Annotated in this window: 15 protein-coding genes; 12 read left to right on the top strand and 3 right to left on the bottom strand. The window is 47.8% G+C overall.

What is annotated here, in order from left to right; genetic code table 11:
• Positions 1-72: 72 nt before the first annotated feature.
• Positions 73-936, bottom strand: coding sequence for a DUF2161 domain-containing phosphodiesterase (locus AC3WQ3_RS22605; protein WP_492473626.1), 864 nt, complete (start codon positions 934-936; stop codon positions 73-75).
• A gap of 358 nt (positions 937-1,294) precedes the next feature.
• Between AC3WQ3_RS22605 and AC3WQ3_RS22600 the strand changes: the two genes are divergently transcribed.
• The 4 genes from AC3WQ3_RS22600 to AC3WQ3_RS22585 all read left to right on the top strand — a co-directional run bounded on the left by AC3WQ3_RS22600 (position 1,295) and on the right by AC3WQ3_RS22585 (position 8,410).
• Positions 1,295-3,190, top strand: coding sequence for a PrkA family serine protein kinase (locus tag AC3WQ3_RS22600; protein ID WP_095288253.1), 1,896 nt, complete (start codon positions 1,295-1,297; stop codon positions 3,188-3,190).
• 245 nt (positions 3,191-3,435) lie between these two features.
• Complete coding sequence (locus tag AC3WQ3_RS22595) at positions 3,436-4,440, top strand: protoglobin domain-containing protein (RefSeq protein ID WP_336779385.1); 1,005 nt, start codon at positions 3,436-3,438, stop codon at positions 4,438-4,440.
• A 130-nt stretch (positions 4,441-4,570) separates the two neighbouring features.
• Positions 4,571-5,575 (top strand): LacI family DNA-binding transcriptional regulator, encoded by a 1,005-nt coding sequence (locus tag AC3WQ3_RS22590; RefSeq protein ID WP_492473625.1) that lies wholly within the window; start codon positions 4,571-4,573, stop codon positions 5,573-5,575.
• Positions 5,576-5,956: 381 nt separating this feature from the next.
• Complete coding sequence (locus tag AC3WQ3_RS22585; protein WP_492473624.1) at positions 5,957-8,410, top strand: EAL domain-containing protein; 2,454 nt, start codon at positions 5,957-5,959, stop codon at positions 8,408-8,410.
• A 90-nt stretch (positions 8,411-8,500) separates the two neighbouring features.
• Here AC3WQ3_RS22585 and AC3WQ3_RS22580 read toward each other — a convergent pair whose 3' ends face one another.
• Positions 8,501-9,937 (bottom strand): SpoVR family protein, encoded by a 1,437-nt coding sequence (locus AC3WQ3_RS22580; protein ID WP_492473622.1) that lies wholly within the window; start codon positions 9,935-9,937, stop codon positions 8,501-8,503.
• Positions 9,934-11,100 (bottom strand): sporulation protein YhbH, encoded by a 1,167-nt coding sequence (yhbH, locus tag AC3WQ3_RS22575; protein WP_095288248.1) that lies wholly within the window; start codon positions 11,098-11,100, stop codon positions 9,934-9,936. The genes AC3WQ3_RS22580 and yhbH overlap by 4 nt, the downstream gene beginning before the upstream one ends.
• Before the next feature lie 260 nt (positions 11,101-11,360).
• On the opposite strand from yhbH, the gene AC3WQ3_RS22570 reads away from it, so the two are divergent.
• The 8 genes from AC3WQ3_RS22570 to AC3WQ3_RS22535 all read left to right on the top strand — a co-directional run bounded on the left by AC3WQ3_RS22570 (position 11,361) and on the right by AC3WQ3_RS22535 (position 19,506).
• Positions 11,361-12,692, top strand: a complete 1,332-nt coding sequence (locus tag AC3WQ3_RS22570; RefSeq protein ID WP_492473630.1) for an MFS transporter — start codon at positions 11,361-11,363, stop codon at positions 12,690-12,692.
• A gap of 378 nt (positions 12,693-13,070) precedes the next feature.
• The gene (locus AC3WQ3_RS22565) at positions 13,071-14,342 is read left to right on the top strand and encodes a sulfotransferase family protein (protein ID WP_492473621.1); all 1,272 of its coding nucleotides are present in this window, start codon (positions 13,071-13,073) and stop codon (positions 14,340-14,342) included.
• Positions 14,339-16,276 carry an asparagine synthase-related protein gene (locus tag AC3WQ3_RS22560; protein ID WP_492473620.1) on the top strand — a complete coding sequence of 646 codons (1,938 nt, stop codon included), beginning with the start codon at positions 14,339-14,341 and terminating at the stop codon, positions 16,274-16,276. The genes AC3WQ3_RS22565 and AC3WQ3_RS22560 overlap by 4 nt, the downstream gene beginning before the upstream one ends.
• Positions 16,277-16,332: 56 nt before the next feature.
• On the top strand, positions 16,333-16,464 hold the full coding sequence (locus AC3WQ3_RS22555; protein WP_110821067.1) for a paeninodin family lasso peptide: 132 nt from the start codon (positions 16,333-16,335) through the stop codon (positions 16,462-16,464).
• Positions 16,465-16,598: 134 nt separating this feature from the next.
• A complete protein-coding gene (locus tag AC3WQ3_RS22550; RefSeq protein WP_492473619.1) occupies positions 16,599-17,543 on the top strand; it encodes an HPr kinase/phosphorylase in 945 nt (314 codons plus the stop codon).
• On the top strand, positions 17,540-17,839 hold the full coding sequence (locus AC3WQ3_RS22545) for a lasso peptide biosynthesis PqqD family chaperone (protein WP_430195050.1): 300 nt from the start codon (positions 17,540-17,542) through the stop codon (positions 17,837-17,839). The genes AC3WQ3_RS22550 and AC3WQ3_RS22545 overlap by 4 nt, the downstream gene beginning before the upstream one ends.
• A gap of 4 nt (positions 17,840-17,843) precedes the next feature.
• The gene (locus tag AC3WQ3_RS22540) at positions 17,844-18,326 is read left to right on the top strand and encodes a lasso peptide biosynthesis B2 protein (RefSeq protein ID WP_492473618.1); all 483 of its coding nucleotides are present in this window, start codon (positions 17,844-17,846) and stop codon (positions 18,324-18,326) included.
• Positions 18,316-19,506, top strand: a complete 1,191-nt coding sequence (locus AC3WQ3_RS22535) for a nucleotidyltransferase domain-containing protein (RefSeq protein WP_492473617.1) — start codon at positions 18,316-18,318, stop codon at positions 19,504-19,506. The genes AC3WQ3_RS22540 and AC3WQ3_RS22535 overlap by 11 nt, the downstream gene beginning before the upstream one ends.
• Positions 19,507-19,509: the final 3 nt, after the last annotated feature.

Here is a 19,509-nt window from a genome sequence, read left to right as displayed (position 1 = left end):
CTCCTCGGAGATGACAGGCTCTTTTGTATGCATCATGATTGCTGAAACATTTATCTTGATTTAATTAACTGTTTATTTATTTTTGGACGATGGGCCAGAAGCTTCGTTTTGGAGTACCCGATACTGCTCCGTTGCCTCCGCAATTTCTCCTAGCTCTTCCACAATAAAATCCTCGGAGGAGTCCAGACTCCCTGGCACCATTAGATCATGCTCCAACGTATCATGGTCTTCCAGCATATGAGAATGCTCGGTTAGGGCTTGTGCCCCTTTGATCGTAAGTACGTATTTACCGCGTGACAATCGTTCGAACCACCCATAGTAATTTTTCTGCAAAATGGCAGCAGCCGATCCGATGCCGGTTTGTCTTGCGAGTAGGGCAGGAGAAGCTTCACCTTGGCTTCGCAGGGCAGAGGCAACACGCAGCGCCTTCTCCCGGTATGCGGTTACCAGCTGCCTGCGGGTACTGCCGCCCGTGTTGTAGTCTCCGCTGCGTTCTTCAAATTCCCTCAGCAGCCGTTGACGCCTTACCCCACCTTTACGGGAAGGAATCCGGTGTGTACCGTTCAATGCCGCAGGCTCACACAGCACATCAATGAATGGTGACTTGGTCTTATAGAACGTCACCGTAATCAGGCCAAGCCCGAGCTGGTGGCACAGTGCTGTGAGTTCGCTCCAGCGCTGGTTAACAGCCCCGCGTTTGCTCCGATTGCGCTCTACAGCCAGATAAACGAATGGACTAAGCTTTAGCCTCTGCATCCCCTGAAGCAACAGCGAAAGATTGAAGGTTTTTTTCATCTCCACAATAAGGGGCTCGTCTTGATCGGATCTGACTCCGACGAGGTCGCAATGTCTGACCTCAGCCTTGATCAGGAATCCCTGCTTTTCAAAAAAGGCTTTTAGTGGCGAATATAACTCGGTCTCGTATTGTACTGCCATCATTCCTCCTCCTTTCCCAAGAAGTCGTCCATGGCGGGACGTTGTCCGGTTCCCTGAATTTAGAACCTTAATTATATCATAACCGTGCTTTTTTTTCTGAGGGCACAAGATGTCTGATAGAACAGGGAAAAGCTGAAATTCTGAATCGTGAATTGAAAAAAAGAGGTCAACTTATCCGTTTTGCCGCATAGGTATGTAATACACTTTTCACAACAATACAAGACGTTTGGACAGAGGGTGGCGGGACTAATCCGGACCGCAGATTGGTATTCAAGCAGGAGCTGCAATTCTATTGATTTCTTCATACCATTCGGAATGGTTGACAATCACACTAAAGGAGCCATGGGAGGTACCAAGCATGAATATTTTTGAACGCGTTGCGGAATATCGGGCAGAGAGTGACCGTTTGTCTTGGAATGGAACATTTGAAGATTATATTGCTCTGCTGAGAGAGGACCCGACTCCGGCAATGACGGCTCACGCACGAGTGTATCAGATGATTGAATCATTTGGCGTGGAAGAAGTCGGGGGGCATAAGCGGTATAAGTTTTTTGAACAGGAGATTTTTGGACTGGATCGCTCCATTGAGAAGCTGGTCGAGGAATATTTCCATTCGGCAGCACGCCGTCTGGATGTACGGAAACGGATTTTGCTCCTTATGGGTCCGGTAAGTGGAGGGAAGTCGACGCTCGTCACTTTGCTGAAGCGCGGTCTTGAACAGTTCTCGCGGACGGAAAAAGGTGCCGTTTACGCCATCGAGGGATGCCCGATGCATGAGGAACCCCTGCACTTAATCCCTCTGGAGCTTCGTCCCGAAGTGGAAAAAGAGATTGGTGTCCGTATTGAGGGCAACCTGTGCCCATCCTGCCAGATGAGACTTCGTACCGAATATGGAGGGGATATCAGCCGGGTCAAGGTAGAACGGGTTATCATCTCCGAGGACAACCGAATAGGAATCGGAACATTCAGTCCGTCCGATCCGAAGTCCCAGGATATCGCAGATCTCACGGGCAGCATCGACTTCTCGACCATTACCGAGTTTGGTTCCGAATCCGACCCGCGTGCGTATCGTTTTGACGGGGAATTAAACAAGGCGAATCGTGGATTGATGGAGTTCCAGGAGATGCTGAAATGTGATGAAAAATTTCTGTGGAACCTCTTATCGCTAACGCAGGAGGGCAATTTCAAAGCAGGCAGGTTTGCCTTAATCAGTGCTGATGAGATGATCGTTGCTCATACCAATGAGTCTGAGTACAAATCGTTTATTTCGAATAAAAAGAATGAAGCCCTGCAATCCCGGATGATTGTGATGCCTATTCCATATAATCTGAAGGTCTCCGAAGAAGAGAAGATTTATGGAAAGCTCATTCAGCAAAGTGACATGAAACATGTTCATATTGCGCCGCATGCACTGCGGACCGCAGCCATTTTCTCCATACTTACCCGCCTGAAGGAAACGAAAAAACAAGGCATGGATCTCGTCAAAAAGATGCGGATGTATGATGGTGAGGAAGTTGAGGGTTACAAGGAAGCCGATCTGCGTGAAATGCAAAATGAATATCTAGATGAAGGCATGTCCGGCATCGATCCACGTTATGTCATCAACCGGATATCCAGTGCTTTGATTAAGCAAAACCTTCAGTGCATTAACGCGCTGGATATTTTACGGGCAATCAAGGACGGTCTGGATCAGCATGCTTCCATTACCAAAGAAGAACGCGAGCGTTACTTGAACTTTATTGCCCTGGCGCGTAAAGAATATGATGAACTGGCCAAAAAGGAAGTGCAAAAAGCATTTGTGTATTCGTTTGAAGAGTCTGCCAAAACGCTGTTCGAAAATTACCTCGATAACATCGAGGCCTTCTGCAACTGGTCCAAAATCCGTGATCCGTTAACCGATGAGGAGATGGATCCGGATGAGCGTTTAATGCGTTCGATTGAGGAGCAGATCGGCATATCCGAAAATGCGAAAAAAGCATTCCGGGAAGAGATTCTGATCCGAATTTCAGCATACTCCCGCAAAGAGCGCAAGTTTGAATACAGCAGCCACGACCGACTGCGGGAAGCGATTGAGAAGAAGCTGTTCGCAGACCTGAAAGACATCGTCAAGATTACAACTTCAACCAAAACACCAGATGCTACACAATTGAAACGGATGAACGAGGTTATCAAACGCCTAATCGAAGAACATGGATATACGGCAGCCAGCGCAAATGAACTGCTGCGTTATGTGGGCAGTTTGCTGAATCGCTAACAGGTTCAAAACCATTCCGGATCAGGCTCCTGATGCCTGCTGTGAGGCTCCTTCACGGCAGGTGAAGGAGTCTTTTTGCATGAACAGTCGATGAAACTCGCGGAAAAACTGACACAAGAAGTCAAATTCATGACAAATTAGTTCTAATGGTATATGTAAACTTAGGCCATTTAGTCTATAATCGGTACAGTAATTTTACAAATTGGTGTTTTTTAGTAGTTATTAAGGAGTTGAAGGAACTAGTTATGAGTATTACTGCAGCAAGACAAAAGCAACTCGATTATATTGGACTCACCAGAGTGGATCTGCAATTGCTTGCCGACCACAGGCCGGTATTCCAAAAGGTTGTACATGACGTGGTGGATCACTTCTATAATCATGTCGGAGGGTATCCTGAACTCGCAGAGATGATTACACGGTTTTCTTCCATTGAACGGTTGAAAGAAACGCAGCAAATGTACTGGCTGTCCATGACGGACGGCATAGTGGACGAGGCTTATATTGAACAGCGTATTGCGATTGGATTGGTACATTCGCGCATTGGATTATCTGAAGATTATTACCTGGGGACATATATGGTTTATCTCGATATTGCAACAAGCATATTTCAGCAAGTCATCCCTGATTCCTGGCATCGTGTGATTCAGGCGCTGAGCAAAATGTTTAATCTCGACGCCCAGCTGGTCCTTGAAGCTTATGAGAAGAAGGAAAAGGAAAAGCTGCACCAGCTTGCTGCAGAACAGGAGCATACTCTGACGGCTGTTACGCAGATTACCCAGCAACTGACGGGAATGATCTGTGAATTGAACGAGAATGCCCAGGCTATTTCGGACGTCGCGAGAGAAACCGCTGCCTCGCAGGATCAAGCCCATGAATTGCTGGAGGCATTAACAGATGAGATCCATCAGATTGGCAAGATGGGAGAACTCATTCGTGAAATTTCGGAGCAAAGTCATCTGGTTGGCCTGAATGCCGCCATCGAAGCTGCACATGCAGGCGAATTCGGGCGGGGGTTCGAGGTTGTTGCAAGTGAAGTCCGGAAGCTTGCCGCAAGTTCCCGTGAGGCACAGGGAAAAATTCAGACGAATCTCGAACAGATTATGAGGAAGCTTGGAAGTGTACAGCAAGAGTCGCAGCACACATCTCAAGGAGCGAGACGCCAAGCTTCACGTTCGGAGGAACTTGCGGTATTCGCAACCACGATGGAGAAACTCGCACTGGATCTCAGAAAACTGGACAGGCAAATATAGGCTGTTAGCACTCCAGGATCCTGCGATACCGTTTCTGGCTGTTTTAAGCTATAATGGGTAGACAAACCTGCCGAATGTCATAGTAAATGCAGCCGGAGACAGGGGATTTGAAAGAGGTTGAGGTGATCAGGTGGCTTCTATCCATGATGTGGCCAAAGAAGCGGGCGTATCTGTTGCAACCGTTTCCAAAGTGCTGAACGATTATCCCGATGTAAGTGACAAAACTCGCAAAAAAGTCAATATAGCCATTGAACTATTGAAATATCAACCGAATGTGGTGGCACGCGGACTTGTAAAACGCCGTTCATGGACGGTAGGGGTGCTGCTCACAGTTCCTTTTACCAATCCGTTTGTTTCGGAATTGCTGGAAGGGATTAAGACAGCACTGGAGAATAGCGGTTATGATCTTGTGCGTTTGTCCACACGGTTCGACGATCCGGGATACTCGTTTATCAAACATTGCCGCAGCCGGAATGTGGATGGCGTTGTTGTGTTCGGAGAAGGAAGAGACAACAAAAGTATTGAGGAATTGGTTCAAGCTGAGATTCCGACCATGTTTATTGATACAGACTTGTTTGGCAAACGGGCCGGATATATTACTACGGATAATTCCAATGCGATTGCAATGAGTGTTAAGCATCTGCATGAGTTGGGTCATCGCAAGATTGCCTATATCTCGGGTACACTCGGCCCTGCCGTAGCCAATCTTCGGTTGGAAGGCTACCGTGAAGGATTGCGCGAGTGCGGTATTCCGTATTCAACCGTGTATCTGGAGGTATGTGACTACTCCTTTGAAGAGGGAAGCAAGGCTGCACGGCGATTGCTGGCATTGAAAGATCAACCCACAGGAATCGTCTGCGCTTCAGACATGGCCGCGTTCGGCGCAATTCATGAGATTGAGAAACACGGTCTAAGCGTGCCTGAAGACATTTCGGTCGTTGGCTTCGACAATACGTATTACGCTCAGGTATTTAAGCCGGGGTTAACCACGATTAATCAAAACATCTATTCGATCGGCATCAAGTCGATTGAGTATCTGATTGCGATGATTGAAAACCCGGATTATTCTCCGCCGGTTGTTACGGAGCCGTCCAATCTGGTTGTCCGGCAGACCACTGCACCTGTCAAAGGGTAACGGCCCGCGAAGTAAGCACAGCTGCTGGCTGTGCTTATTGGGTATGTAGAACGAATGCAGGATACATAGATGCCGTAAGGAATCTTCATGTCAAAATCGTTCATTTTTGAAGTTTAACAACATGTATTCATGTTCCTTAATACTGGAAAAAAGTGTTGATTTTCGTCACTAGGACGTTTAGACTATATACATCACTATTAACGGGTTTCTAATGTATGGCTGCCGTGCTGTGGAAGCTGGTGGTCACGAGTCAAAATGAAACGAAGGGAGTGCCTGTCACCCGGACAGTGCACTGCCTTCTTTTTTACATTATGCCTACATACAAGATACTTCCCGGTTGAAAGGAAAGACAGAGTGGAACACCTACATGGAACGTATAACTTGGAACTGGTTGTCTTATCTTACATTATTGCTGCTCTAGCATCATATGCTGCACTTGACCTTGCCGGCCGGGTAAGCTTGGCGAAAGGAATATCCAGAAGGGTATGGCTTGCCAGCGGTGCTATGTCCATGGGGCTTGGCATCTGGTCCATGCATTTTGTGGGCATGCTGGCTTTTGTTCTTCCCATGCATGTCTCTTATTCCATGGACAAAGTTGTCTTGTCCGTCCTGCTCGCAGTCGCTGCTTCAGGGATTGCGTTACACATTGCAGGCCGGAAATCGGGCAATGTGCGCCAGATTGTTGCTGCCGGTCTCCTCATGACTGCGGGGATCACTAGTATGCACTATGTGGGTATGGCTGCCATGTCCGTTCCAATCAGTTACGAGGCAGACATGGTATTTGCTTCAATACTAATCGCAGCAGGTGCCTCCTTTGCAGCACTATGGCTTATGTTTTATTTGAGCCAGCACCGGACACGGTTCACATGGGTTTACAAATTGGGCAGTGGGCTCATTATGGGGCTGGGCATCACAGGTATGCATTATACAGGGATGTCTGCTGCGCAGTTTCATCAGCATTCGCATGCCCAGATGGTCAATTCCATGATGCAGATTGAACCGGGGCTATTAGCATACCTGGTTGCTGCTGGTACGTTCCTTACCCTTGGACTGACGCTCTTTGGCATTTATATCAATCAACGAATGTCCATAAAAGATCAGCGGATCCGTGAAAATGAGCAGTGGTATCAAGCTCTGTATGAGAACCATTCAGACGCCATTATATCGGTAAACAATGAGGGAAGGGTTAAGGGCATAAATGCAGCGGTAACGCGAATTACAGGATATCCGGAGCGGCTGGTGATTAATCGCTCCCTGGGTGAAATATCGAAGCATATTGATATCCACTGGAGTTCAAACGAGCTTCAAAGCCCTGTCTTGACGAATGCAAGCTTTGAACAACGTTATTATACGGCGAGTATGAAAGGATTCCATGGGCAGCATCTGGATTTAAGCATTAGCGTAGTGCCTGTTTTGATTGAAGGAACCGATGTCGGCAGCCATATTCTGATCAAGGATATTACCGAGGAGAAACAGGCGCAGGAGATGATACGCCATCAGGCCACGCATGATCCACTAACCGGGCTGCCGAACAGACGTAAACTGGATGAGATGCTTGCTGAAACGATAGCATCGTCCATGATATCCCATAGTTCGTTTGCCGTGATGGTAATGGATATCGACCGTTTCAAAATGATCAATGATTCGCTGGGCCATTCCATCGGGGATGTTTTTCTTAGGGAAGTCAGTGACAGAATCCTTAAGACGATCCGTGCATCCGATCCAAACGGTATGGATAACGTGATGCTTGCCCGAATGGGTGGTGACGAATTCACACTGGTCGTCATGAATGAACAGGGGAAAGAGGAGCATGTGGCCAGCCTGGCGGAACAAATTGTTGAAGCTATCCAATTGCCGTACCGGTTAAAAGAGAATGATTTTTACGTTACAGCCAGTATCGGTATTGCCATGTACCCGGAGCATGGAACGGAAGTGGATACCCTGCTGAAGCATGCGGACACCGCCATGTATGAAGTCAAGAAAAATGGCAAGAACGGATTTCAGTTTTATACCACACAGCTGGATTCCGAGTTGTATGAACGCATTGAGCTGGAGGGTTATCTGCGCAAAGCACTCGAACGCAATGAACTGCTCCTGTATTACCAGCCACAGATTCGCACGTCTGATAGCCGGATGATCGGTGTGGAGGCCCTGATTCGCTGGAAGCATCCCCACAAGGGAATATTGGCACCCAATGTGTTTATTCCTATTGCTGAGGAAACGGGGATCATCTATGACATTGGGAACTGGACACTGCGGGAAGCTTGCAGGCAGATGAAACAATGGCATGCTAACGGCGGTCCGTTAATTCCGGTATCGGTAAACCTGTCCAGCCAGCAATTTCATCAGTCCAATCTCGTGGAGCAGGTGAAGCTTGCTCTGGAGGAAACAGGGCTGGACGCCCGCTACCTGGAACTTGAAATTACGGAAAGCATGATGATGGATGCATCAGTTTCAACAGGCATACTGAATCAGCTTACTTCCCTCGGAGTCAAAATTAGCCTGGATGATTTCGGTACAGGGTACAGCTCGCTGAGTTACCTGAAGCATTTTCCGATTCATAAGCTGAAGATCGACCGTTCGTTTGTTACAGACATCACTGAGAATCAGAGTGACCAGGCGATTGTGGCGACGATTATCACCATGGCGCAGAATCTGAAGATGGACGTGATTGCTGAAGGCATTGAGACCAAAGGACAACTGGATATCCTGATGCAGAACGACTGCCGGGAAATTCAGGGATACTACTTCAGCCGTCCACTGCCAGCAAGTGAAGTGGAACATGATTTCTTTGTTCCGCTCCGCCTGTCGGGAAATCCCATCATTCCTGGATAAACAAGTTTGTTCAGACATGCCAAGCGGCAAGTCCCCGCCATCTGCCAGGGACTTGCCGCTTTTTTGGTACGCTTTTTATATAGAAGAAACTCACATAAATTTCCGGTGATGCTTCTTGCCGTCATAGGTAAACCAGATGGGTTTATCCTCAACCCGGGTTTCCAGATGAACCGTTCGCCCCCAGAGCCGGTACAGATAAGGGAGGGTGCGCTCCATATACTTCAGGTCCAGCTCAATACCTTCATACTGGTGCTTCAGCACAAGTTCACCTGTCCGCAGGTAATCGGCATCCTGAACAACCAGATACGGAGATCCTCCGTTAATACGGGAGAATACAAGTTGATCACGTATGTTTTCCCAGGACTTGTCGGTGATTTTCCAGTCCGGGCCTTTTTTCTCGAATACATAGAGATCCAGATCTTCAGTCAGCTGCTTCGTCATGTAATTTCGGATGAAGGAGGTGTCGGAATCGAATTCGCGAACCTCGAACATTTTGGCACGGCCCTGACCCGTTTTGCGGCCAAAGCGCTCTTGTTCTTCCCTGGAGGGATGATCCCAGCGGCGTTCAATATCTTCAAAAATTTTCAGCCCCAAATAGTAGGGATTCAGACTCTGCTTGGATGGCTGCACGACGGAAGAGTTCAATTTGGCAAATTCGATTGTGTCTTCACTACTCAGGTCCAGCTCGCGTATAATGCGTTGATGCCAGTAAGAGGCCCAGCCTTCATTCATGATCTTGGTTTCCATCTGAGGCCAGAAGTACAGCATCTCTTCACGCATCATGCTCATGATATCCCGCTGCCAATCCGTCAGTACTTCCGAGAACTCCTGAATAAACCACATGATGTCCTTTTCCGGTTCGGGCGGGAAATGATGAACCTGAATTCCTTCGGATGGAGCTTCCTCTTTCTGTATATCGTCAAGCGACCATAAGTCGTCATATCGTCCTTCTGGACGTGGTGCCTTTTCACCACGCTGCTCCCGCATTTTCATCTCCATATAACGTTGTTTGTCCAAATGACGGGGTTTGATAAGTTGAGGGTCTACATGTTCCTGAATGGCGATCACGGCATCAATGAATGACTCAACAGCTTCGGTTCCGTACTCCATTTCGTAGTTGCTGATCCGGTCCGCCGTGGCGGCCATGCTTTCGACCATATTGCGGTTCGATTTGGAGAAACGGGCATTGTTTTTGAAGAAGTCACAGTGCGCAAGCACGTGGGCCACGATCAATTTGTTCTGAATCAGGGAATTGCCATCCAGCAGGAAGGCATAGCAAGGGTTGGAGTTAATGACGAGTTCATAAATTTTACTGAGGCCAAAATCATACTGCATCTTCATCTTGTGAAAGGTTTTCCCAAAGCTCCAGTGACTGAACCTTGTTGGCATCCCGTAGGCTCCGAAGGTATAGATGATGTCTGACGGGCAGATCTCATAACGCATCGGATAATAATCCAGGCCGAATCCATCGGCAATCTCCATAATCTCGGCAATGGCGTATTCAAGGTCGCGGATTTCATCTGTCATCTTACGCTGCCTCCTTCCCGTTTCTGGAAAAAGCTGCGCAAAGCTTTGTACACTTCGCCTTTTTCTTTGATCACATAGTACATAAACTGATCCATCTTAATATGTCGGTAAGCTGACATTAATGTACTGCTGCGGTTATATTGATTGACCTCTCCGTATCCAAACATGTTGCTGCGCTTCATTAGCTCACCAATCAGTTTCACGCAGCGTTCATTATCCGAGGTGAGGTTATCCCCATCTGAGAAATGAAACGGATAGATATTGTAGCTGGAAGGAGGGTAACGCCGATCAATGATATCAAGAGCCTTCATATATACAGAGGAGCAGATCGTTCCTCCGCTCTCGCCGCGTGTGAAAAATTCCTCTTCCGTCACTTCTTTGGCTTCCGTATGATGAGCCAGGAACACAATTTCAACCTTCTCGTATTGACGGCGCAGAAAACGGGTCATCCAGAAGAAAAAGCTGCGAGCGCAGTACTTTTCAAAAGAACCCATGGACCCGGAAGTATCCATCATGGCGATAATGACGGCGTTGGACTGCGGAATAATTTTGTCTTCCCATGTCTTGTAACGCAGATCATCCGGACTGATATGATGAATACCGGGATTCCCGGTTGTGGCGTTGCGCCGGAGATTTTCAAGAATGGTTCGTTTCTTGTCAATGTTGGACTGCATACCTTTTTTGCGGATATCATTGAATACCACGGTATGTGTTTCAATCTGATCCTTGTCTTTTTGCTTCAGATCCGGAAGCTCAAGTTCAGAGAACAGCATATCTTCCAGTTCTTCAATACTGACTTCGGCTTCTACGATATCATGACCAGGCTGATCTCCGGCTTTTTCGCCTTTGCCCGGTTTTTGTGAGGCAGGATCACGACCGATGACATCTCCGACCTGACTGTCACCGTCGCCTTGACCGACATGTTTTTGCTTTTGGTAGTTATACACAAAACGGTACTCATCCAGACTGCGGATCGGTACCTTGATGATTTGTTGTCCATCGGACATGATAATGTTTTCTTCCGTAATCAGATCAGGCAGATTTTGCTTAATGACATCCTTAACCTTTTGCTGATGGCGCTGCTGGTCCTGGTACCCTTTGCGGTGAAGCGACCAATCTTCCCGGGATACGACGAACGAGTAAGGCTGGTGTGAATTTGACATGTAGGCACCCCCCATTAATTACGCGGCACAGTTTGGCCTGTCGGTAATTAAGTATATTCACCGACGGGGACGATATGTGATGCGAGAGGAGATAAAATGATACAATTTACGCAAGTGCAATTTCGATCACGGCTCAAAATGCCTGATGCAGCTCGAACTTTTTACAGAAACGATGAACCAGTATGACAAACTTCCTTTAAAATAGGGACAGGCATTGAATTGGCATTCTCTCAGGAATGCATGAAAAGGAAGGATTCTACTTGAATAAACGGGCCGTTAAAGCTTGGATTATGTACGACTGGGCCAATTCTGCATACGCGACCACAGTACTTGCTGCCGTACTTCCGGTCTTCTATGCTTCGGTAGCTGCGGCAACACTGGATGAAGGCACAGCAGCATCTTATCTGGCCTATACGCACTCGGTCGGGATGTTATGTGTGGCCTTGCTAACCCCGCTGCTGGGAGCGTTGTCGGATCTGTCTGGCCGTAAAGGGGATTTTCTGCGCGTATTTGCTATCACGGGAATAATTGCAACACTTGGCTTCAGCACGGTTGGGGAAGGGGACTGGCTGCTGGCCTCCGCCTTGCTTGTCATCTCGACCATTGGATTTGCTGGCGGGAATACCTTCTATGATGCGATGCTGCCTGATCTCGTTTCTGCGGAACGCAGGGATATGATCTCATCCAAAGGGTATGCATATGGTTACATTGGCGGTGGATTACTGCTGGCGGTCAACATGCTCATGATCCAGCAGCCTGGTTGGTTCGGGATGGGAAGTACACTGGCAGGGACCAGACTTGCCTTTATCTCCGTGGCGCTCTGGTGGTTGTTATTCTCTATCCCCCTGTTCCGTCATGCTCCTCGCCGTCCTGCGGCACCGGATATGCCTGAGTCGTGGAAGGGATACGCAGAGGTAGGCATACGCAGATTGCGCCAAACCTTTCGCCAAATGCTTCGTTTTCCCCAGCTGATTCGAATGCTGGTGGCTTTTTGGTTTTTTAATGACGGGATCAATACGATCATTCTAATGGCGACGATCTATGGGACAAGTATTGGCATCGGGACAGCCGATCTGATGCTTGCGTTGCTGCTCACCCAATTTATCGGTTTCCCATGCACCTTGCTGCATGGCGCATGGGCACAGCGCTGGGGAGCGAAGCAGATATTGATGTTGAGTCTGTCCATCTACGTGTGTATTGTCATCCTCGGATATTTCATGACAGAAGCCATCCATTTCTACTTGCTTGCCGGGCTCGTTGGTGTAGTGCAAGGTGTCAGTCAATCGACTGCCCGTTCATTGTTTAGCAACCTGATGCCTTCAGGCAGAACAGGGGAATATTTTGGCTTTGTTAACATCACCGGCAAATTTTCATCCATTTTCGGCCCGTTTGTTTTTGGCTGGGTGGGCCAGATTACGGGTTCAAGCAGGTGGGGCATTCTTTCCCTGCTCTTTTTCTTCCTTGCAGGTATGGCCGTTCTAATGACAGTAAAAGTGAAGCAAGGCATGAACGACGCACTTGAGGCAGATCGGGAAGACAGCCGTATTTTGGAATCCATTGCCCCTTCTCCTGGAGTGAACGCTAAGGCATAGTGGATCAATAAAACACAACCTTTTTTTTGAAAAGAAATAATAAAAAAATAGCTGCTCCGGAACTGTTTATCAGAAACAGTTCCGGAGTTTTTTCATGTTTGTGCACAGTCATATTTCGTAGGTACAGTGGAATAAGTATGGAGTGCTGAGTTGCCGGGGGAGGGGAAAGAGTGAACGGAAAAGGAAATTATGAAAAAGTGAAAATAAAAGATTGACATGATACATTTTGTATCATAGAGTAAAACTATGAATACACAACGTATCTGAAAGATGTCGAAACATCATAGAATTGGATTTGTACATCTTCTGTTTTTTCAGAAAAAAGGATGAGAATTCGATGACCAACTGCATGCTCATTTTATTCGGACAGAGGAGGGGATGCCGGTGGTAGATGTTCAAGGTAACGGACTTGTCTTATTACTCTGTGTCCCTCGTAGTGGAAGCTCACTATCCACCGTCATGCTGCAGAACCACAGCCGCATATTTGCAACCCAGGAAATGTGGTTTCTGATGAATCTGGTGGATCTGTCGAAAGCGGATGCTCGTCCTTACGGAGGAAGCCCCATTATTCGTCAATTTTATAGTTCCATGGTCTCAGATGATGTATATGAAAAGGCATGCAGGAGCTTTGCTCTTGAAATATATAACGGATTTCTGCAGGGGAATGCAGCAGATTTCGTTGTCGATAAATCTCCGCGTTATTACTATATGCTCGAATGGCTGGATCGACTTTTTCCAGAGTCCAAGCGTATCCACCTTCAGCGTAATCCACTCTCCATCGCTGCTTCCTATAAGAAAGTTAATCGTAACCAAGGAGAAGGGTTTGATCTGGTCAGCAGTCTAAAAAGCCCACATCTGAATATGAAAGCCGTTGATCTTACGCTCGGCTTGCTTCGCTTAAATGATTATTTTGCAGTAAAGCATGCCAATGCACATGAGCTTCGTTATGAACAGCTGGTCTCCAAGCCTAAAGAAGAAGTCGAAAAGTTGTGTGAGTTTCTTGGCGTTGGATATGAAGAGGGCATGGAGCAATATGGCCTTCATGTAAACAGTTCGAAATCCAACATGTTCTACAGTATGGGGGTCGGAGACCCGTTCTTATCCACGCATCAAGAAGCACACAAAAATTCTGTTAACAACTGGAAAAGTATACTAAGCACAACTGAAGTCGAAGCATATTGCCGTGTTCTGGGGGCGGACGTGTTCCATCGTATGGGTTACTCTGAACAGCTGCAAGAGGCGGAACAATGGACAGGAGTCCGTTATGAAGCAGCCCCGGATCAGGAAGTCATTGAACGACTTGGCCATCAGTTTATGGAAGCAACGGGCTGCAGATGGCAACCGCATTACAGCATACAGGGATCCCCATCCATAAGTACGACGAGAGATGAAATGCTCGGAGCAGCCCACCGTTCGGAGTCCGATACAGATCCAACCTTAGCTGCGCTTGCCACAATCAGACAATTGGAAGCAGCACTTCGTGCAGCAGATAACCGCTTGGAGCGAGGATACAGTGAACAGGAACGATTGAAGAGGCAGCTGGCTTCTGCTCATAGCAAGCTTCAGCGAATTAAATCCTGGATTCCATTTGGTAACCAAATCAGTGCGTGGGCATCCCAGCGCAAGATCCTTCGGGGAGGAAAGTCATGAGTGCCATAGCGGGAATTGTTCATACCGATGGTCAGGAAGCGTTTTGGGAAGATAGCTGGCGCCTGTACGCGAGCCTGGGACATATTCCTGCAGATACAACCGGCGTTTGGAAAGGGAATCAGGCATTCCTGAGTTGTCATGCTCAGTGGATCACACCCGAGTCAGTCCATGAGAAGCTGCCTTTGGTTGATGAGGTCAGTGGTCTCACGATAACCGCGGATGCTATTTTGGATAACCGGGAGCAGCTCGCTGATAAGTTATTCATCTCCAGAAGCCAGTTGTCCGTCCTCTCGGACAGTGAACTGATCTTGCGAGCCTATCAGCAATGGGGTGAACAGGCAGCCAGCAAGCTGATCGGGGACTTTGCTTTTGCAATCTGGGACGACCGCAAGCGGACATTGTTTGCAGCGAGGGATATCACCGGCATGAGGACGTTGTATTATCGGCATGACGGCAAACGTTTCTCATTTTGCACACTTATTGGCCCTTTGCTTGATCTGGAAGGAGTCACCAAGGATTTGAATGAGACCTGGTTATCCGAATTTCTGGCCATCCCGGAAATGCATGGCTCGGCAGATATTCACATGACGGCTTATTGTGGAGTGAACCAGTTACCGCCTGCTCATACCCTGGTCTTCCGAGCAGCCACTCTCCAAGTGGAACTGAAGCAGTATCATCGCTGGGACGAAGTAGAGCCGCTGCTTCTCAAATCCGATGGGGAATACGTTGAAGCATTCCGTGATGTATTCACTCAGGCAGTCAGTGCCCGCTTACGAACCCATCGGCAGGTAGCGGCTGCATTGAGCGGTGGACTGGATTCCGGTGCTGTTGTCGGCTTTGCTTCCGGCTCCCTGCGCAGTCAGGGTAAAAGGCTGAATGCGTACAGTTACGTACCAGTGTCTGATTTTACGGATTATACTTCCAAAACGCTGCTCGCTGATGAACGACCTTTCATTCGCTCCACAGTGGATCATATCGGAAATATATCGGAGAACTATCTTGATTTTGAGGGCAGAAGTCCTTTTAGTGAGATCGATACCTGGCTGGACATGATGGAAATGCCTTATAAGTATTTCGAAAATTCATTCTGGATCCGAGGATTTTACGAAAAGGCAAGCCAGCAGGATGCAGGTGTTCTCCTTACAGGAGCCAGGGGGAATTTCACCATTTCCTGGGGGCCTGCACTGGACTATTACGCCAGTCTGATGAAACGTGGCCGCTGGATCCGCATGCTGCAGGAGATGAGGCAATATTCCCAGCGAACAGGCATGAAATTTTCCAGAATTGCTCGTATTACCGCACAAAAAGCCTACCCGGAACATTTCCATACGGCCGCGAAAGGGGCTGCCAATGTCGCTGCCAACCAGCTTATACATCCGGAATTTGCGAGCAGAACAGGGGTGCTGGAGCGACTCGGATCACTGGTTATGCTTCAGGGAGGAGCTAGGGCAGATGCGTTGAAAGTAAGAGCCGAGAAATTCAACAATCTGGCCATAGCAAACAAGAATGGAGCAGTAGCTACCAAATGTTCCTTGCGTTACCGGGCATGGGAGCGTGATCCCACCAGTGATGCCCGCGTCATTCAATTTTGCCTGTCTGTGCCTATCGAACAGTATGTCAGCAAGGGAACAGATCGCTCCCTAATCCGGCGTGCAACTTCACCTGAATTGCCTGACAAGGTAAGACTCAATCAACGTGTTCGCGGCATACAGCCCGCGGATTGGCTGCACCGGATGATCCCTGATTGGGGTGCTTTTACCGCAGAAGTGCAGACGCTTTGTTCTGATAGTCGTGTAGCCGGCATATTAAACACCGACCGGATACAATTGGCGCTTAAAAACATTCCACAGCCACGGCCTGAACTTGCTTCACACCCGGATATGCGTTTGATGATGCACAGCCTGATCGTATACCGCTTTATCCGCAAATTTTGAACGTGAGATTTACATACTGGGCAGCATTGTAGACTCTTGAAAGGAGGTGACAACAAATGGAAAAGAAAGAATGGCAAGCACCTGCACTGGAAGTGTTGGAAGTAAACCAAACTATGGCTGGAACTGGATTCAGACAAATCGACTGGATCTCCGATCACGATGCTGATCTCTACGATCCAACTTCCTAAGTTATTAAGTTTTACGAAGAGCTATCATACTTAAAGGGCGGAAAGACAACATCTTTTCGCCTCCGCCCTTATATTTGATTCCTATGAATATAAGGGCTTTTTTACATTCAGCATTGCTAAGGAGGAGTCATTCATTGTTGCCTGTGCAGTATGAAGCATATGGATTGCGTTGGCTAAGCCAATTTCAAATGCCAGAACTCCAGATCGTGCAGAACAGTAGTCAGGATGCTGGTGATATTGACGTACATATCCAGTCTGCCGATTTAACCGCGCTTTGGGAAGCGTGGAATGTGGGGAATGAAAATTTCGTATCTCGTGACGGCAGTCTTTTTTTTCGAATTGAAGATGCAGGCATCTTCCTGATTGAGCAAGGACGCAGAATTATCGTTAACCCTAAACAGAACGTCGATGAAAAAAAAGTCCGCTTGTTTATTCTAGGTACTTGCATGGCCGTCATCATGATGCAGCGGGGCATCCTGCCACTACACGGAAGTGCTGTGGTTATTGATGGCTGGGCTTATGCATTTGTGGGGCATTCAGGTGCTGGGAAATCCACTTTATCAGCGGCTTTGGCTTCACGCGGGTATCCGCTTCTGACCGATGACGTCGTTGCACTAACCTGGGATGCCGGAGGAAGAGCTATTGTATCTCCAGGGTATCCGCAGCAGAAGCTGTGGCAGCCCAGCCTGAATGGGTTCGGCATGAAAGAAGAGAATTATGCCACCGTGCATGCCGAGATAACGAAGTATGCGATACCGGTTAAACATTATTTTCATGAGAGAGCTGTCCCGCTTGCCGGCATTTTCGAGCTGAATCCCAAACCGGATGACGTAAGGAAGCCGATTCAATTGACGCAGGTTCACGGATTGGAAAGGCTTCATCTGCTGTGTACGCATACCTTCCGAAGTACTCTTGTCGCAAGACAAGGCCTTGCACAGTGGCTGTTCGAGACCGTTTCGAGATTATCAGCGAGCATAGAAATTTGTAGATTGACGAGGTCAGGTTCTGATTTTACTGCATTTGAGATGGTTGAACGGATCACAGATCATGTACGCAAAGGGGTGCACACAGAACAATGAAAAGTACAAAACAATTCGATTGGAAAGATCGTGTGAAGCAGAAGGAAGGCAATCTTGTCAGTGATATGGGCGGAGAAAAGGTCATGATGAGTATCCAAAGTGGAAAATACTACAATCTGGGCAGTACCGGCGGTCGTATCTGGGAACTGCTGTCTCAGGAACGTACAATCACTGACTTGGTTGATATTCTGGCATCCGAATACGAGATTGATGCAGATACATGTCATGCGCAAGTCATTCCGTTTCTTGAGCACATGTCCCGTGAGGGATTAATCGACGTTGTTCACGAGGATTAAGACGATGCTGCGCAAAATCAAAGCTTATCGTTCATTGCCCCGTGAAGTCAGGCTTATGGTATGGGAGGCTTACATTCATTTGGGGTGGGCACGAATCCTCAAAGCAAGACCTTTTGCGAAAATCGCTCCTGGGCTCGGCACAGCACAATATGAAACCTCGATGAACGGATTGAATCGGAATCAGATTATAGCGATAAGACATGTTTCCAAGGCCATTTTGCTGGCGAGCAAGTACACATTATGGGAAAGCCGCTGTCTAGTCATGGCGATCGCTGCAATGAAGATGCTGGAACGCCGCAAAATAGAGAGTACGCTGTACATGGGAACTGCGCGCAATAAGCGAGGACAAATGATGGCTCATGCCTGGCTGCGAAGTGGGAAAATTATCGTAACCGGAGCAGATACTATGGACCAATATACGGTTGTCGGTGTGTTTGGCAAGCGTTGTCCGGAGAAGGGAACTGGAGAAATTGTCTATGAATCCTGAATTTGATGACTATACAAAAGGGTTTCCACAGGAGCTCAAGCTCATTTTGACAATCATGAAAGATGAGCTGCACGGACTTGCTCCGGAAGCAGTCAAAGCTATAACCGGAGGTACAGACTGGAAGCTCTTTTTACGACTTGTCTACCATCACAGATTGTACTCGGTCCTATATATGAAACTCAAAACATTAGAATCTCCCTTCATTCCTGCGTCTGTTGTAGAGAGTTTAAGGCAGGAATATACGGCGAATACGTTTCGCATGCTGCATCTGACCGCGGAGATGGAACAGGTCTGCAGAGCTTTTAACGAACAGGGAATTCGGAGTATTACGTTAAAAGGACCAGCGCTCGCCCACGATCTCTACGGAGATGTATCCTTAAGAACATCCAAGGATTTGGACATTCTCATTCCTTTTGATGATGTGGAGTCTGCCGAGCAGATTCTGGAAACACTCGGTTATGTATCCAAGGAAGGCAAACGGCGCCCAACTGTGCAGAGCTGGAAGTGGCGGGAGCATCATATCTGTTACAAGCATCCTCTCAAGAAAACTCAAGTGGAGATCCACTGGCGGCTTAATCCGGATTCCGGAAAAGAAACGGATTTTGAGTTGCTGTGGCAGCGTAGTCGGTTCAGTACGTACACGCAAACTCCGATCCGCATGCTGGAAAGAGAAGACTTGTGGGCATATCTGGTAACTCACGGTGCCCGTCATGGCTGGTTCAGACTGCGCTGGCTCCTGGATATCGATCAGATGATTCGCAGCATGCCTGTAGATGTAAACCTGTTAACCAGACGCCTGAAAGCTGAAGGGCGGCTCATTATTGGTGCCCAAGCGCTTCGCCTTGTATCCGTGCTGATGAACACACCACTGGGTACTGATTATCGCAGCTTAATGTCCTCTCAAGAACGCGCAGGAGAACGGCTCGCTAAGCATGGTGTTTTATTTATGAATGATATGCTGGACACGCCCGCGAATTTACGTAGTTACCGCTCCTATCTGTTTGCACTGAGAAGTACCAGACAGAAGTTGTTTTTCTTCATTGAACGATTATATCCAAGTACCTGGGATGTGGAACAAATGCCGCTTCCGCGCTCTTTGCACTTTCTGTATTTTCCGTTACGTCCTTTCCTCTGGTTTTGGCGGCGAATGAAAAGGAACGCGATGACGGAAAGGGGTTAACGA

The organism is Paenibacillus sp. FW104-T2 (genome assembly GCF_058789975.1).
Note: the sequence above shows the minus strand (reverse complement) of the source record. Positions and strands in the feature narration are given on the sequence as shown.